Here is a 16,235-nt window from a genome sequence, read left to right as displayed (position 1 = left end):
AGTACTGGTCATAACCAGTCATGTCAACTATGATTCACTGACTCGACCCGGCGTGCATCTTCGCGGCCATGCGGGCGTTTCGCCCGACGACATTTGCGTGTATTTGCAATAATCAAGCGCCTCGATCACAAGGCAGGAACCCAATGTCGGCGTACGCCAACCAACGCAGCGAACCCCTGATAGAGCGCAATCACCCCGATCCGCTCTATATCCAACTGCGCAATCTGCTGAAGGCGAAGATTGATCAGCGCGAATGGGCGACGAATGAGAAACTTCCCTCCGAGAGGGAGTTGGTGACGCAATATAGCGTCAGCCGCATAACCGTGCGCCAGGCTCTCAAGGAACTTGAACATCTCGGTTATCTCCAGAGCCGGCCGGGCAAGGGCATCTACGTGTCGGAGCCGAAGCCGAGCTATGAGCTGGAAATCGTCAGGAGCTTTACGCAAACGGCGATCGAGAACCGGTTACGACCAAGCATGCGCCTTCTGACAGGCGAAGTAATCAAGGCCGGCGAAGAGATCGCGCGGTCTCTTTCCCTGCCGGTCGGCGCCGAAGTGGTATATCTGGAGCGATTGCGCCTGCTGAACGACCTGCCGGTCGTCGTCCAGCGCGACTGGTTTTCTGCGGGAATGACGCCCGGTATTCTCAAGCTCGATTGGACGGCGGAGAACCGTTCGCTCTACTCCGAATTCGAACAAACCTACGGCGTGTTCCCGGCCCGCGGGCAATCGACAGTCAGCGCGCGGCTCGCGACAGACGCAGAGGCCGAGCTATTGCAAATGGAAACTCCGGCTGCGGTTCTTACTCTCGATCAAGTCGCCTATGATGCAACCAACCGAACGGTCAACATCAGCGCTGCGGCCTATCACCCGCTCCGTTACCCTTTGACGCTGACGCAGATGAATCATCGTCGATAGTGAAACGGCTCCTATGCCAATCCGCGGCCAACCCCATCGCTCACGAAGGAACGATTGGTCCGCAGTTGAAAAGTCCGGCGCTAGCCATGGTGCTGAGCGTCACAGCGGAATTGAACGGCATCAACCTAACAGTGTGGCGGTGTGGACTATCTGTTCCCCAGCGGACTCGTTTCCACTAAATGATACTCAGTTGAGTCACGGACCAAAGACGCCCCCTTAGGAGATCAGATGAAAGGCCGAAGAATGCTTACGGCAGTGCTGGCGCTAATTGCAGCATCCGCCTTTCAGCCGTCCGCTGCTGCCCCCAGTAAACAGGAGGAAATCATGGCAGATTTGGCGGCCGGCAAAAAACCTGCTCTCGATCCTGAGACCTTTCTGCGCCTAACAGGACGCGCGATTTCGGTTGGCATGTACTGTCCAGACGCCGAACCTAACATGTCCTACGTTCAGGGCGTCGGTGACGGCGCCGGACTGGCCATCGAGTTGCATCCAGTCTTTCGGGATTCCTTCAACAGGGCGCAAGAAGAGGTCAAGCAGCAAGGTGAGGACTTGTTCTGCGAAGCTTACATCAAGCTTCTGAATGCGAGCGGAATGCCGATTCTGATACCCAGAGTGACGCCTCTGCGCGGTACCAAAACAAGCAAGTAGGGGCCTGGCGTCGATAGATACCCGAAACCCTTGGCGACACTCGTGAGAATTGCCACCGCCCTGGATACGTCACCGAACTGGCTGCTCGGTGTCGCGCTCAATACGGCACTTGACCAGCACCTTGCCGCACTCATCGAACGATTCGCGAACGCCGCAAACGGGATGACTAAGCAAGAGGTGGAACTCTGCGTCATTCAAGCTGAAGCTATCGTTGCTACGAAGGCGCACGCATAACCTATTCCATTCGATACATTATGCGATCATTTTGGCCCAAAACGTGAACAACCTGGCAACACGCCCTGCAACGGTTCATGGGAGCAAGATTCTGTCCGCTCCTAAGGCGACATCCACGCTCAAGGCTGTGAACGGCAGCATTGCGCCTCCGTCCCGGTCATTCGATGAGTGATCTCGTGATCCCGAAAGCGGACGTCGAAGACTCGTGGTCACGGATAAGTCGCAGCAGCGCTAAGTTGATCGCCTCGTTCGATCCTCATGCTAGCATGAGTCCAAGAGCGTCTGGTTAGGTCCCATAAAGTGGGAACATATTATTGGCGCCGATTGCTCGGATTTTGCGTAGCTCACGGTACACCTTATCCGAGCCAATGCCCGGGAAAAGATCGTCTACCGAAAGCCGCGATTGGTGGGCGAGGTCCGGATGTAGGCGCAGCTTGAGGCCGATATATCGTGCCGCGTAGTTCCGCGCGAGCAATCCGCCGCCGCCGAGCAGTCCGCATTCTTGGCGTACAGCACGCATTGATACCCCGCCTGCATTCAGGCGCGTGGAGTCTACTAATGGCTGAAAACGTGGGGCGAGAACGAAGCAATAGATGATCGGCCAGTTTGCCGGATCATCACCGCTCCACTTGTGCGGGCTGAAGAGAGGCGACGCGCCCACGCCCCCGAATTTGTGTGTCGCGAACCAATGGCCGATGTCTATGGACGCGGTAACGTCAAGAAATGGCGTCGGGCACCCATAGTGTTGAAGTAAGAGCCCGCGTTGCCAAGCCGACTTTGCATGGGTCGTATGGCGGGTCCGGCCCCCAACAATCTCTCCTTCCTGATTATAGGCAACCATGGTCGATGAAAATTCGACCCCGTCGCCGAACTCTTCTCCTGGAAATTCACCATAGAGTGGCACGTCGATGCAAGCCGGACCGAATATCGCCTCAGCCGCACTTTCCCAGGCCATGACGTCGACGAGGAACTTGCGATACGCGGCACGTTCGCCGCCTAAGAGCTCGGCGTTGCGATAGAGCGAGGTTACGAGCGATGCATCGCGAATATTAGCATACGGCAAGCATCCTTGCGCAAAGGCTGAGTTTCGATCGGTCATGAGATATTCAGACGTTTGGCCACGAAACCAAACTCTGCTGTTCCCCTTCGTTACCGTCAAGGCTTGCGTCAGCTCGCTCGCGAGGTCACGCAACTGCGCGATGCTCTTGATATAGATCTCAGCAGGAAGCGCCTGCGCCAAGTCAGCGCGAGCAGTTTCGTCAACCAATTCGGACCAGAAGAAGCTGGCCGCCTCCGCGCCATCGCCCAATATCCGCGAGGGATTGCGCAGGTATTCCTCAATATGATCGCCGATCACGGCCTTTCTGCGTGGAAGCCAATCCATCGTGAACGATGCATGAACCCAACGCCCACCCACTGGCACGATCGCCAGGCCGTAGAATGGATCGCATAGAAACGGGCGAGCAAAGCTCTCATCCAAGCCCATCGTGGTGAAATAGGAGATGCCAAAATGCTCGCGTAGCGCTTCCGGATCGATCCAACATAGCCCAAGTTTCTCAGTGCCGATCTGAGCGATTGGCGCAGGGCAGCCATATGCCTTGTCTTCGCCGCTGACTTCATGTTCGGGTAGGATGATCGAATCGTACAACATGGCGTGGGATTCGATCGGGTTCATTGACCCCAGAAGTTTAAGTGTGTTGCGCGCGAACCGGCGGTACGATGCGTCGGAACTGAAGTCTTCAAGAGGATAAGCCTCAAAGGTTTTGCGGCCGAGAGAACTGAGGATCGCGCTAGGCATATCAGGATCTATTTTGCTTGTTTTCGCCATGGAACCTTCCGACTGGTCGCGCGATTCGAACACCCGATTTGCCTATCTGAGCGACTTTGGTGCAACTAGGCAACACGTTGTGGCAAGTCGTAATAATCAAGCCGTTCACCGGAAAGATTTGGGCAGGGTCGATTGTCCCATACATCTGCTCGTGTCACTTATTGCAGAAGCCGCCTGAGTTCTGACGGCCCCCGTACAGAAATGATTTCTGCTATGCGCCCTAATCTTGGTCATTGCCCTGCCGGTAGTCGGAGCCCAGAAGCGGACACGGGCGAGCCGGCGCACCTTTGCGTCCCAAGGCGGGCATGAGCTTCTTAGGTTGGGGCGGCGCGGACTTTCCAAGGGCTAGTGTTGGTTTCCGCGCAGAACTGAGCCGGTTGGGGATGCGGACGAAAACTTGGACCACCAGGAGGTAGTTCATGTATTCCTACGCATCCCCTTATGCGCCTAACCGGCTCAGTTCTGCGCGGAAACCAACAGCCGCCCTTTTCGATGTGCTCAAGAGCGAGATCCATCTGATCCAGTATGGCAGCGTAGAAGCTTGGTGCGGTCATGTTGTGGACATCCTGTCAACTCGACTCTTTCCCTCGGGACCAAGCAATGTTCGAGGGGACCGTTTGAATTTAAGCCGTCTCCTTGATGAATATGCTTGCTGTCATGAACGAGTAGCGCGCGACCTGCGGCAACCATTGCACCGCATGTTGCGGTGACCCAGGGAAGTAACCGACCTCGACAGTCGGGGCGAGAAGGCTTCTGATTTCTTCTTCCGAGCGCCCCAAACCCTTCCATCCCGTCTCCCACCAGTCATCGTCATTTGATTGCGCGCCAGCCAGAAATTTGGGAAACAGCTTCGCCGCCAGCTGGGGCTTGCCAACCAGGAGCGCCAGCAACAGCATGGGTAGCTGGAAGGTGCCAGGAACTGCTGATCGACCTTCGAAGGCTGGCAATGCTTCAGCCGACAAGGAGGCCTTCAACAAGCGATATATGTTCGCAAAGCGCTTTGCACTGCGCGGGGTGGCAAGGAGCATATAGAGGCCATGGGCAAACTCTGTTTCGACCGGAGTGATGGATAGGGCCTGCGCCGGCACAGCGAGCTCAACCGGTTTCAGCTCAGATGGTGCCGTGGCTACATCCGGCGACGGATCAATGTTCCCCTCCGACGAGAGTTGCTGCGTTACGTCACTGTCGTTCGCCGGCGTTTCGCCCTGCGAGGCTCCTCCCGCGCGCGGCGCCACGCCCTCGGCCGCCAATTCAGTCAGTTCTATATCTTCCGTGGCTGGTGTGAGCAGGCGATCCATCAATCTTCCAAATCCAGGCTTTCCCATCGGGCGGACCGTGAATGGGATCTGGAAGATCTTCTCGAGGTAGTCCTGGGGCGTCGCCACCGCGTCAGCCTGAGCGTCATTTTCTGACTGCATCTGTGGAATGCTCGAGCCAAGCGATTTGGAGCCACCGGGGGTCAACGCTTACGATCACGACAAACAGCTTGTATGCGAGCAGCAAGTGGACCGCCTGCAGAATCTCGACCACCATCTCGGGAGGGCATCGGTCAACATCGTCGATATAAAGGACGATCCGGTCGACGCCGTCGGCCTCATTCTGAATTCTCTCCACCAACCCGTCGAAGTCTTTCCTAATGGTGGCGATCAGACCGAGATGGCGACGGTAGTCGTCGGACTTGGTTCGTTCCGTGATGAAATAGCCAAGTGACTGGCTATCTTTTAAGGCTGTGAGCCTCTCCTCGATCTCCCGCACCCGAGTGGCAGCAGCTTCTACCCGTCCGGAGGCCGCGGCTTCCTGCGCCAATGCATCGGCAACCTGTTCCTGAAGTCGTTTTTCCTCGGCCGATACGACTGCTCGTTTGTCAGCCAATCGCGCATCAATCTTGGATTTCGCGGATGACAACGCCTCCAGTCCAGTCTTGAACTTGGTCACCGCGGTCTTCAATACCATGGCAGCAGATCCAAAGATGGCTGTAATTGTCCCCAATACGGCTGAAGCGTTTGCAACATAGTCGCCGATGTGCGCACGCAAGGCGAATGCAAGCGGCGGCAGCCCAAGCACGATCAACATCCCAAGCAGAACAATCAGCGCATTCCGGCCCGTGAAGATGGAAACAAAGAACGCTTTAGCTTTTCCTGTCGTGGAATAGACGTCCCTAATAGCTCGTTCCAACTCCGAGGCGCTTTCCAGAAGGGCAGGCGCGCCGACCATATCGAAGGCGCCGTGTAAAGTTTCAGCCAGCGCTTTATCGTCTTTGAGTATATCTGAAAGGTCTTGTGCTCGCAGGTCGCGCAATCGTACTTCGGAATGCTCACGCTCGAAAACCTTTTGCTGTAGCTCCGCGGTGGAGGTTTTCAGGAGCTCAGCTGCAAGCTTTTGCTCTTCAGTCGCAATTGCCACCCCTTCCTTGGCGCTGGCAAGTTCACTCGCCAACGCAGCCCGCTGCTCTTCCGGAGTTTTCGAGGGCTTCAGGTACACCGCAAGGCTTTCAAGGATGTGGCTTACCAGGCTTGCCCATAGGTTGGTGTCGACGTAGTGCCAGGCGTTGAAATTAATCTGCGCCACCCGGGTGCAATAAGGACCTCCCGCAGGGCGATTTGATATCGCTTTGACCTCTGCCTCGAGCGACTTGATGTAGAAGCTCTTTCCCGATCCCCATTCCCCGAAAAGGCCGATAGCCAGAGGAGGTTCGACCTCTCGCGACAGCATGACCGACGTCAGTGTCTGGACGTCACGCCGGATACCAATGTCATCCTTGCCAATGTCGATAATGTCAGGTGCATGCCCCGGCAGCCTGGGATCAGTCTCAGTCACAGCAGCCTGATGCGCCTCGATCCTGTCGATGAGCCGGCCCACAAGCCGCCGATCTTCCGCGTCTTCGGCGGCGGTCTCAAGGGCCTGCGTTGCCTCACCTCGTTCAAACGCAGAGAGTACGCGCGCGAAGGCATCAAGTGAAATGGGCGTGGAATTCCTCGATTCCACAACGACGATGCGTGCGAGGGCCGTCAAGCCCATGTTTTGCAGGATGTGTGGTCGCGCAGCATTCCTCATAGACGCGCTCGAGAGTGCAAAGAGTGCGTCGTAAGCCAACGACCTTCCGTCCGCCGTTCGGCCGAGCTGGTTGACAACGTCCGCTGCCAGGGAAGGAACCGGGAAGATGCGCAGGACCCGTAGGACCCACCAAACAGTCTCGAACCTGTCTGACGCGAGGGCCACTCTGAGATCGTTCAGCACGGCATCATCCGACGGGTCCCGAGCAACGCGAGCCAACCCCGCCACCTCAGGAGACGGATCGTCGAGGGCCTGTTCTATTGCTGCGGCGCGGCAGGATCGGTCAGTCTGGATGATCCCCGCTAAAGTCCAAAATCGGACCGCTCTGTCATTCTCGTTCGCGTGATCGACATGATCGAGAATGACCTTGGTGTGGTTATCGTCCTCAACGCGAAGCCATAGCAGTACGCTCAGCATCCACGATCGTGCAGCGGGAAGCCGGTTCGGATCGCGGATCGATGCCTCGAACGGATTTTGACGCGTTGGAGAAAAATCGCCAACGATCGCGTCGACGAGCTTATCTGCGAGAGTTTGAGCGTCTCTGAAGCCGTTTGCGATGATCCAGTTCAGCAATTCCAGCCTATCAGCCTCACTACCATCGAACAGGGTCTTGAAGATGTCGTCGTAGCGCGGCGATTTGGCCTCATCGGCGGGATCAAGGAGATTTTGTATCTCGAGGGCGAGCTCGACATGTCCGATAACCGCACGTTCGCGAAAGTCAATGCGGCGCCTGCGCTGGAACATGCCGTCTACGTCGGTCAGAGCATCGGCGGGCGGCTCATCGATTAAGACCGGAACGATAATCTTCTGGAGGCTCTCTGCCTGAAAAGCAATCTCTCTCTGGGTAGGTCCCCAGCCGTGCTTGCCAAGCAGCACGACCACAGCTCGCGCCGACCGGAGCTTCTCGGATTCAACCGCCTGGATATCGCTCCCGACGGGCAAATCCCGCCGATAGAAATATACTGAAAGGCCGGCTGATTTCAGGGTTTGAGCAATTGGATCAATATCTTCTTCCTTCTCATTATAAAGAAGGAAGATATCATCGGCATTCGCGCTTTCTGCCATGTGCCCCCCGGCGACAACCCCGGCCCTACATTGAGCCCCTGGGGATTGCTCAGATTTCGATTTCTATTGTTCCATGCAAGCAGGCGTCGACCAATTCCAGACGTCGTGGACTGCTGCTCTCTAACGGCGCCTGCGCGCTTAATGCCGACGGTAGTTTGCATAGTGTCATGTTGACTTCGATGAGTTCAGAAAACTGTCCGCCGTCTCGACGACGCCCTTGAGGCCGTAAGTCTCGAGCCTGATTGCGTCGAGCTCGTCGAGATACGGGCTCACGTAGGTGCCTGGCAGCGAGAGGTTTCGTGCGGACAGGAGCCGTTGGCTTGTGACGTCCCTGATTGAATGTCCTATTACGTCAACGCCGTGTGTGTTCAGCAATCCACTGACCGCTTCCCAGAACGCCTTGGCCGTCGCGGCGCGTGCGGCGTCGTGGTGGGTGAGAACAAGCGTGTCGGGGTCATCGATCGATCCATCGATCTTATAAATGGTCACGGCAGCCGGACCAGGGAGGGGGCGATGAGGCGTCGCGACGGCATATGTCCTTCCCGTAAGCTGACATGCGCGCTCAAACAAAAGATCGTAGTTCGTCGTGAAGATGGTGGAAAAAGATTGGACCGCCAGAATGTGAGCAGGGGTGGGATTGACCGGGATGGGGGTGTCAAGCAATTCCCGAATAACGCCGACCAGGGCCACACGCCCCATCTTCCTTTCTGCGAAAGACGCTATTTCCGCAAACGAATGCCGCGCCAGCATCTCCGAACCGTTCAGGGTCAGCCCAAGCCGGTTGCCGAGTATTTCGGCTAGCGAGCTTGCTGTCGGGTAGCCGGCCGAGATCGAAAACCCGGCGCCGGCCAGCAGCACTGATCCGGCAGAGGTGCCGGGCACGGCCAATGGCACCGGAGGCATCGGATCAATCGCCTGGGGTGATGGGGCGGTTGACAACTCCTTCTGCCGGACGGCGCGCTTCAGGTAAGTGTCTTGGAAAACGCCCTGGAGGGCCTCCCGGACCTTGCGCCCAAGGTCTATGGCGAGGTCGAATTCGGCACGGAACTGACCGTCTTCCCATGCGCCAACCTCCTTGCGGAAATTATCGCGCCTGATGGCATCGGGGCTCGCTGAATCTGCGCCATATTTGAGGCGTTTTACAAACGGAAGTATCGGGAGGCCTGACGCTCTCGCAAGATCCGCTTCAAGGTGGGTTACCGATTTGTCCATTGCGGCGCCGGGCCCGCGATCAGGTATCCAGCCATACCGATCACCCATCAATAGAACAAAGATATGAGAGTTCTCGATTTCGTCGGCGAGCAGATCCCAGCTGCTCGCACCATTCGGCAACAGCCCCTCTGCGTTGACCGGCTCAAGGCCAAGACCAGCGACTTGTTCGACGACAGACTGACGCTCATTGGCCAAATCCTCCATCGTGCTGCTGATGAATACACGCACCTTGCCCGGCATACCTACCCCCGCCCCAAATCACCGCAACCATAGAAGAATTCAGCTATGGCGACACCCACCACCGCGGATAAAACCTGTGGTTCAAACGTTTTCCGTCATCACGTTTCGAGGCTATTGCTGCCATCCGGCCGCGAGCATGCCCCAGTCAACATCGCGTTCCTCCTTACCGGTCCACACATCCCAGTAAGTCGGATCGTCGGACCTCGGTCGATGATCATGGTTCAGTTCCCGCATCTCAACGAGAACGGGGATCGGCGCTGCCCATCCCAGGAGGATTGCGTGCCTGGATGGAAGGCCGGGAAGCTCTTTAAGCAAGCCGCCGATGTTGTCAGGTACCAGCTTCGAGACCAGTTTCTGATCGGCATCATTGACGATGCGATGAAGTAGGAATGTGTTGCACTGGGCAAGCAGCGTTGGCGAGAGTTCTGACGGCCGCTGCGACGAGACAAGCAGGCCGAGTCCGAACTTCCGCCCCTCTCGAGAGATACGTTCGAAGATGTCCCGGCAAAGGTCGGCCGCATTCCAGCTCTCCCGGTCAGTCGCGCCAGCGCCCTTAACGAAGTTGTGGGCCTCCTCCAGCACGAGCACCGTCGGTAGTGACTGGCCAGTATCCCGGCGAAACCGCTGGAGAGCCTCGAAGACGACTCGAGCCAGCACGGAAACGATGATGTGCACTGTGTCCGAGGGCACGAGCGAAAGGTCGATTACAGCGATGTTGCCGTTTGCGGCGTTGTTTGCGCCGACATAGTCTTCCAGCCAGTCCTTGAATTCCGGAGGATCGGGGTCGTTCACGACACTTCCAAGGCGGCTATCCGCCAGCATGCCGCGGATCCTCAGTCCGAGCGTCGAAACGAAGTTCGCGACGTTTGCTGACTGTCGGGCAGCGAGTCCTTCCAGATGGCTTGCCAGACTGGATACGTCGAATGCGAGTGGCGCATCCTCATGCATGTGTTCGTCGGCCTGGCCAGCAGGAAGGGAATCAAGCAGCGCTTGGAGTGACGCGGCAAGTTCTTCCAGGTCAGCGGCTGCGAAATCGCTCCAGTACTTTCCTCGCTCGAGTTTCGCGCGAATGAGAGCTTCGACGGTTGACTGGACGTGTCCGACAGCGTCGTGGTGTGAAACGTCGATTCGACCAGGCCAGACCTCACAATCGACCGACAATGTTACAAGAATACCCCCGAAGTTCTTGTTGCCGGGAAATCCTGTGTATTCTTGGCGACCGTTCGCGAGCGCCGATCTTATGGATGCGCAATAGGACGACACCAGCCGCGCAACCTGTGCTTCTGGCGTGATATCTAGTTGCTTACCGCTCTTGAGCTCTCTCAGGCCCTGCAGAAGCAACGGGCGCTGGACGGCTGGCTGGGCATGGGAAAGCGTGCTCCATTCAGCTCCGTTCCACAGCCATGCCGGAACCTTGAGTGCCTTCTCATCTCCTTGCAGGGGTGGCACGCGGAAAACACGGACGCTGGCCGGGTCATCGGCAAACGCCCGACTGTACTCGCCGTTGGGATCCAGGATGATGAACCGGGCGTTGGGCTTTCCTTGCTTGTCCGCCTTTTTTCTTTCTGCAGCGGCTGCATCGATCGACCACCTGATCAGACCTGCCACAGAACAGGATTTCCCACTTCCTGTGTTTCCGAGCACGGCCAAGTGGCGACCGAATATCTTGTCCGGATCCACCATGATGTCGGCATCCATCGCGAGTGGCGAAGATCCGATCACCACCCGGCGATCCGTGTCACCAGCACCCACGATTGCTGCGACCTGATCCGGCGTAGGGATCAGGACCTGGTCGCCCACGGATGGAAAAGCCAATACTCCGCGGGAAAGCTCATGCATCGGCTTCCCATCCCGACCATTGCGAAGAAGCAGCGTGCCGATCGGAGAGACGTTCATCTTTCTTGTAGGGAATGGCAGATCCAGCAGGCCCAGCTCTCTCGGGCCACCGCGCGGCATTGGTGACTTCATAACACCGATCCAGGTCACGTATGCGACGGTTGCGCCGACTTCGTTTGGAAGCAAGACGTAGCTGTTAATCCGTGGGAACGGAGTGGGGATCCCAGTATTCAACGCGATGGCCTGCGGCGCTTCTCCACCCAGTGACACAACGATCTCGGCGGGCGAGACAATCTCAACGGTTCCGATGACAAGATCCGACAAGGCCTGGATGGGATAGCTCACTTCGCCGCCTCCTCAGGGGTCGTGACCGCAATTTCCAGTGGGCGCTCCTTGAGAAGGGCAGTCATCCTGGCTGTGATAAAGTCGAGAGCTGGTTTTGGAAGGTAGTTCCGGGTCATCGTCTGGAGGTCGCTGAAATGCGTCCCGACGAGCAGTGTCGTCTGCGCCTCGCGCGTCTTCGACAGGAAGGCTTCAAGTCTATTGCTCACAGATCGCGCAGCCACCACGAGATGGGTCGAAGGAATGGAGAGCATATCAAGGATCACGCGGTTTATGTGATCGTCGCCGAAGCCGTAGCCGTAGATGAAGAGGACAGCATTCGGCCTGCATACGGAGGCCGCGAAATCCCGGAACAGCTCGGCGTACGGATAGTGTGTCGTCTCGAAGTCCTTCGCAGGATTCGGGTAGATCATCACGGTGTCAACGGGTTCCTTGGGAATGCCTGTATGGTCCCGTGGCGCACCAAACGGCAACCCAAGCCTTGAAATCGTTCGACGCGCGTCGTCATAGATCCAGTCCAGCGAGCCGTGAAGCTTTGTGAGCCGCACGACGCCTTCCATGAAACGAGGCTCTCCACGGATGCCCGGCGGGTTATAGTGATAGTCCACGTCCAGGCGGGATGCCCGAAAGACCGGGTTCAACGCGCCCACGAAGCGATCGATCATCCTTATCCCCGCGAGATCGCACCCATGTTCGATCAGGCGGTCATAGTTGGTTGTGAAAATGTGCAGCCGCTCACGCGATGCCGTCCGGCTGGCGAAGCTGAGGAGGAAGGACTGGAGTGCGATCTCCATCTCGATCAAGTTCTTGCCGGTGGCCTTGGCGATGCCGATTTCCGTGTCGAGCAAGGATTCGAGAAAGACGCGCATCTGGCTGTTAATGCGGTTTCGAAGATCGTTTCCGTCGTCAGGATCCGTAATCTCCTGGCCAGCAAGCACTGCCAGCGCGCTTCGAAACTGATCCTCGATGTTTGCGGATCCTCTGCCCATCTTCTTGGCCATCGTTTCCGCATGCTCATTGATGTACTTCTCATATGCACCTCCGATCGAGATGGTGCCCATGCCTGTCGCGGCGGATCCGGCGATCTTGCCTACGGCCGTGGTGAAGCCACTTCCGATCAGCAGGTTCAGGTGTTCTGCTTGGAATGTGGCTGAAAGCCAGGGCTCGATTTTCTTCCTATGCATGGCAACGAATTCCGCCATCGCCTTGTCGTCTGCTGGAATCTCGTCACACGAATGAGAGGCGCTTCCAGCCCTGTAGTGATGCTTGCCGATCCCTGCCATCTCGCCCTCCGAATCACCACCTTTAGTTTAGCGATTGTGCGATATTCGTTGAAGCGAGATGGTGCCACCGAGTATCGGTGGGTTCATTGTCGAAAGCAGAGAGTTTGGAGCTTGCTCATGGAATTGTACCCTCCCCTGGCCCGTTGGTCATTTCAGGAAATAGCAGAATGGAGGAATTGGCGAAGTTCCTAGCGCGATAGGCAACTAAGCGAAAATTCTGTGATTTGACACTGTTTAGCAGAGTTCCTATTTTGTTCTATATTTGCTCGAAAGATTGCGGAAAAAGCAAGCCTAGCAAATCAAATAGAATCAAAGCATTAACGCTCCGTTTGTATTTTATCTGCCGGTGTCGTGTAGGTAAGTAAGAAAGAGGCGTCGAAGAAGATGGCCGAAACCCAGATCGAATGGACTGACGCAACGTGGAATCCGGTCGCTGGATGCACAATTGTAAGCGCCGGCTGTACGAACTGCTATGCGATGGAGATGGCGCGGCGGCTCGACGCTATGAAGATCGACAAGTATGTCGGCCTGACGCGACGAAGCGGGAAGCGCGTGGTCTGGAAAGGTATAGTGCGCGAAGACCGCGAGGCGCTTCAGATCCCATTGAAATGGAGAAAGCCACGCAAGATTTTCGTGAACTCCATGAGCGACCTATTTCATGATGGCGTGACGGACGACTTCATTTCCGATGTCTGGAACATCATGAAGCAAACCCCTCACCATCATTATCAAATTCTCACGAAGCGGCCGGAAAGGATGGCCGATTTCCTGAATGGTAGCGATATGGAAATTTTGCCGAATGTCTGGCTTGGTACCAGCGTGGAAAACGCCGAAGTCGCCGAACGGATCAGCGCTCTGCGCAGCGTTCCGGCGGCGATCCGGTTCATCTCCTTCGAGCCGTTGATCGGTAGCGTAGGCAATGTTGACCTCAGTGGTATCCACTGGGCAATCGTCGGTGGCGAGAGCGGCCATGCCGCACGGCCAATCCGCGAGAACTGGATCGATGAGATCTATGAGCAATGCCAGGACGCAGATACCGCGTTCTTCTTCAAGCAATGGGGAACTTGGGGCAAGGATAACAAGCGCCGCTCGAAGAAAGCGAATGGTCGAATCTATCGCGACCGAGTATGGGATGAGATGCCGTCGGCTCCCAACTCAATTTGATTGCATCGCAGGAGATCCTCAATGGTTGCCAAGCCTTATACGTTCGCGAAAGGGGCCAAGCTCGAGGATCATACGAAGCAAAAGCATAAAATACTCAGAGAATATTTCGACCGCTACCTTTGGGTTCGTTGCCGGCTTCCCCAGCAATCGAAATTCCGTGTCGCGATCGTCGATGGATTTGCTGGCGGCGGTCGATATGAAGACGGCAGCCCAGGTTCACCGATCATCTTTCTCGAGGCACTGCAAGCTGCAACAGAGGCTTTCAACATACAGCGCGCAGCCGATAAGATGGCCGAACTCTCCATCGAATGTCTGCTGATCTTGAACGATGACGACCCGGAGGTCGTGGACTTTTTGAAAAGCCAGGTCGCGCCCGTGCTGGCGGCGATCAAGGATACGCAGCCAAAGCTTCATGTTCATGTCGAATTCTTGAACAAGCCGTTTGAACAGGCTTATCCCGAGATCAAGGCGTTTCTCGAGCGCGGTAGCTATCCAAGCGTATTGTTCAATCTGGACCAGTGCGGTCATTCACAGGTACACAGTTCGACGCTGACAGACATCATGCGCTCGTTCCGTGCTCCGGAAATATTCTATACGTTCATGATCGAAGCGCTCATCGCCTTCCTGCGCAAGGGAAACGCTGAGCGATATCGAAAGCAGTTAAAGCACCTCAATCTTACCCCTGAAGCCCTCGACGCACTCGGCGAGCAAATGAGCAATCACAGCTGGCTCGGATCCGCAGAAAAAGTGGTTTTCGAGTCGTTCCACGATTGCGCGGCGTTCGTCAGCCCCTTCTCCATCAACAATCCCACGGGATGGCGGTACTGGCTCATCCACTTCTCGAATAACTACCGGGCAAGACAGGAATACAACAACGTCCTGCATCGCAATAGCACTATGCAGGCGCACTTCGGCAGATCAGGCTTGAGGATGCTATCGTACACGGCATCCGATCCGTCCAGCGGGCTGTACCTGTTTGAGGAGGCTGATCGGGTGCGCGCGCGCGATCAACTCAGTGACGATATCCCGCGGCTGGTCAACGAATACGGGGATGCGATCCAGGTCGGCGACTTTTACCGGGGCATCTACAATATGACGCCAGCCCACATGGACGATATCCATGCCAGCGTCATGATGAACCCCGACCTTGAGATCGTGACCGATGCGGGCGGTGCCCGACGAACGTCGAACACCATCGCCACGAACGACGTACTACGCCTGAAGCCGCAACGCAGCTTCTTTCCGATGTTCCTGAATTCGCAGATCGATCCCCAAAAGCGATAACGTGAGGAGCATCCTTCACATCAGTTCGAAGGCAATTTCCGGGTCGAAAGTGCAGGATACCGGTTGGCTCGAGCAGCCTTACTCTTTCTGTATCACCGAGCCGCTCGAAAATCGAAACTCGTTGCCGATTCCCCATCGCCACCTTTGAAATTCACCTCGAAAAACTCGAACAGGTCCAATCATGAGCCGCTTTGGCTGGCAATGGATTGGACTAGCGAGTTGAAGGCGCTCACGGCCTCTATTTCCAACATACCAGGCGATCCAAAACGTCATGCCGTCGGCACACTCTAGCCCATCTTGCCGCCATCGTCTTCGGCGCGATAGGAAAAGTGCTCCGGCCCATGACTTAACCTTGCATATTCTCAATGAATACAATTATTGATGCATACCACTAGCATACTACGCTGACAGGCAGAGACGACCCGGATTTGATATGGCAACACTTGACCCTCGCCTTTTCGAGCTTTTCGAAACACTTAGGGCGTCGCAGTTGGACTGGATGATTTTCGAGCTTATGGAGGGTATCCAAGCGGGGAGGCACCCCAAGGAATCGCCCGACAATCTTGCACGGGCACGCCGCGATGTTCAAACCGACAGCTCACCCGAGTTTGTCGTCAGTCCCACGAGCGAAGCGGCTCCAATATCAGGTGACGAGCAGATCGAGTGGGCAGTGCAATACGTCGCGGATCGACTGGACGCCACGCTGGCTGAACTTAGTAAAGCTGCAGATAATCTCAACACAATCGTAAACGGGAACGACGCGAAGTCCACAATCATTCCGAAACAGGGTCCGCAAGAAGTGACGATCGAGCTCGCCGACGGAGATGGCAAGCGCAAACTCGGGCGCAATGACATTATTGCAGCCTCGATAGAACTGCCGGGTCTTCGCAAAGAGCTCGAAGCCTGGTCCGCTCAAGTTCGGGGGCTGGTGTAGTCGTGATTCCAAGCGTTTCGGCGGCCCTGAATGCCATATTGGGTATGGCGACCCCGCTTACTCACGCCTCCGGCGCAGGTAGAGCGTTCGAACTGTTTGTTATGACAGAAGTGGCGCTCGGTCTGCGAAGCAGTGGCTTTTCCGTTTGGTTGCAACGCTCGGACGGCACCACAATTCGCTCCTCTGACCCTAAC

General features: G+C 56.4%; 12 protein-coding genes. 6 read left to right on the top strand and 6 right to left on the bottom strand.

What is annotated here, in order from left to right; all coding sequences use genetic code 11:
* The first annotated feature begins 143 nt into the window (after positions 1-143).
* The 3 genes from IB267_RS16965 to IB267_RS16955 all read left to right on the top strand — a co-directional run bounded on the left by IB267_RS16965 (position 144) and on the right by IB267_RS16955 (position 1,799).
* Positions 144-917, top strand: a complete 774-nt coding sequence (locus IB267_RS16965) for a GntR family transcriptional regulator (RefSeq protein ID WP_192448655.1) — start codon at positions 144-146, stop codon at positions 915-917.
* A gap of 228 nt (positions 918-1,145) precedes the next feature.
* Positions 1,146-1,565, top strand: a complete 420-nt coding sequence (locus IB267_RS16960; RefSeq protein ID WP_192448654.1) for a hypothetical protein — start codon at positions 1,146-1,148, stop codon at positions 1,563-1,565.
* A gap of 42 nt (positions 1,566-1,607) precedes the next feature.
* Complete coding sequence (locus IB267_RS16955; RefSeq protein ID WP_192448653.1) at positions 1,608-1,799, top strand: hypothetical protein; 192 nt, start codon at positions 1,608-1,610, stop codon at positions 1,797-1,799.
* 286 nt (positions 1,800-2,085) lie between these two features.
* Here IB267_RS16955 and IB267_RS16950 read toward each other — a convergent pair whose 3' ends face one another.
* From IB267_RS16950 to IB267_RS16925, 6 genes are all read right to left on the bottom strand, one after another.
* A complete protein-coding gene (locus IB267_RS16950) occupies positions 2,086-3,627 on the bottom strand; it encodes an FRG domain-containing protein (protein ID WP_192448652.1) in 1,542 nt (513 codons plus the stop codon).
* A gap of 623 nt (positions 3,628-4,250) precedes the next feature.
* Positions 4,251-5,045: a hypothetical protein gene (locus tag IB267_RS16945; RefSeq protein WP_192448651.1), complete on the bottom strand. Its 795-nt coding sequence runs from the start codon at positions 5,043-5,045 to the stop codon at positions 4,251-4,253.
* Complete coding sequence (locus IB267_RS16940) at positions 5,029-7,746, bottom strand: toll/interleukin-1 receptor domain-containing protein (protein ID WP_192448650.1); 2,718 nt, start codon at positions 7,744-7,746, stop codon at positions 5,029-5,031. Before IB267_RS16940 ends, IB267_RS16945 begins: the two co-directional genes overlap by 17 nt.
* Before the next feature lie 165 nt (positions 7,747-7,911).
* Positions 7,912-9,198: a DUF4062 domain-containing protein gene (locus IB267_RS16935; RefSeq protein ID WP_192448649.1), complete on the bottom strand. Its 1,287-nt coding sequence runs from the start codon at positions 9,196-9,198 to the stop codon at positions 7,912-7,914.
* 111 nt (positions 9,199-9,309) lie between these two features.
* Positions 9,310-11,379 carry an ATP-binding protein gene (locus IB267_RS16930; RefSeq protein ID WP_192448648.1) on the bottom strand — a complete coding sequence of 690 codons (2,070 nt, stop codon included), beginning with the start codon at positions 11,377-11,379 and terminating at the stop codon, positions 9,310-9,312.
* A complete protein-coding gene (locus IB267_RS16925; RefSeq protein WP_192448647.1) occupies positions 11,376-12,659 on the bottom strand; it encodes an SIR2 family protein in 1,284 nt (427 codons plus the stop codon). Before IB267_RS16925 ends, IB267_RS16930 begins: the two co-directional genes overlap by 4 nt.
* Positions 12,660-13,043: 384 nt before the next feature.
* On the opposite strand from IB267_RS16925, the gene IB267_RS16920 reads away from it, so the two are divergent.
* The 3 genes from IB267_RS16920 to IB267_RS16910 all read left to right on the top strand — a co-directional run bounded on the left by IB267_RS16920 (position 13,044) and on the right by IB267_RS16910 (position 16,041).
* Positions 13,044-13,823: a phage Gp37/Gp68 family protein gene (locus IB267_RS16920; protein WP_192448646.1), complete on the top strand. Its 780-nt coding sequence runs from the start codon at positions 13,044-13,046 to the stop codon at positions 13,821-13,823.
* Between the two features lie 21 nt (positions 13,824-13,844).
* A complete protein-coding gene (locus tag IB267_RS16915) occupies positions 13,845-15,107 on the top strand; it encodes a three-Cys-motif partner protein TcmP (protein ID WP_192448645.1) in 1,263 nt (420 codons plus the stop codon).
* A 433-nt stretch (positions 15,108-15,540) separates the two neighbouring features.
* Positions 15,541-16,041, top strand: a complete 501-nt coding sequence (locus IB267_RS16910; protein WP_192448644.1) for a hypothetical protein — start codon at positions 15,541-15,543, stop codon at positions 16,039-16,041.
* Positions 16,042-16,235: the final 194 nt, after the last annotated feature.

Origin of the sequence: Ensifer sp. ENS09, assembly GCF_014852425.1 — a bacterium.
Taxonomy (GTDB): domain Bacteria; phylum Pseudomonadota; class Alphaproteobacteria; order Rhizobiales; family Rhizobiaceae; genus Ensifer.
The sequence above is the reverse complement of the archived record's forward strand: the minus strand, read 5'-3'. Positions and strand labels throughout refer to the sequence as shown.

Excerpts from the sequence above, each read along its gene's own strand:
- IB267_RS16960 (WP_192448654.1), top strand. The coding sequence starts at position 1,146 with ATGAAAGGCCGAAGAATGCTTACGGCAGTGCTGGCGCTAATTGCAGCA.
- IB267_RS16915 (WP_192448645.1), top strand. The coding sequence starts at position 13,845 with ATGGTTGCCAAGCCTTATACGTTCGCGAAAGGGGCCAAGCTCGAGGAT.
- IB267_RS16920 (WP_192448646.1), top strand. The coding sequence starts at position 13,044 with ATGGCCGAAACCCAGATCGAATGGACTGACGCAACGTGGAATCCGGTC.
- IB267_RS16945 (WP_192448651.1), bottom strand. The coding sequence starts at position 5,045 with ATGCAGTCAGAAAATGACGCTCAGGCTGACGCGGTGGCGACGCCCCAG.
- IB267_RS16950 (WP_192448652.1), bottom strand. The coding sequence starts at position 3,627 with ATGGCGAAAACAAGCAAAATAGATCCTGATATGCCTAGCGCGATCCTC.
- IB267_RS16965 (WP_192448655.1), top strand. The coding sequence starts at position 144 with ATGTCGGCGTACGCCAACCAACGCAGCGAACCCCTGATAGAGCGCAAT.
- IB267_RS16925 (WP_192448647.1), bottom strand. The coding sequence starts at position 12,659 with ATGGCAGGGATCGGCAAGCATCACTACAGGGCTGGAAGCGCCTCTCAT.
- IB267_RS16935 (WP_192448649.1), bottom strand. The coding sequence starts at position 9,198 with ATGCCGGGCAAGGTGCGTGTATTCATCAGCAGCACGATGGAGGATTTG.
- IB267_RS16940 (WP_192448650.1), bottom strand. The coding sequence starts at position 7,746 with ATGGCAGAAAGCGCGAATGCCGATGATATCTTCCTTCTTTATAATGAG.
- IB267_RS16910 (WP_192448644.1), top strand. The coding sequence starts at position 15,541 with ATGGCAACACTTGACCCTCGCCTTTTCGAGCTTTTCGAAACACTTAGG.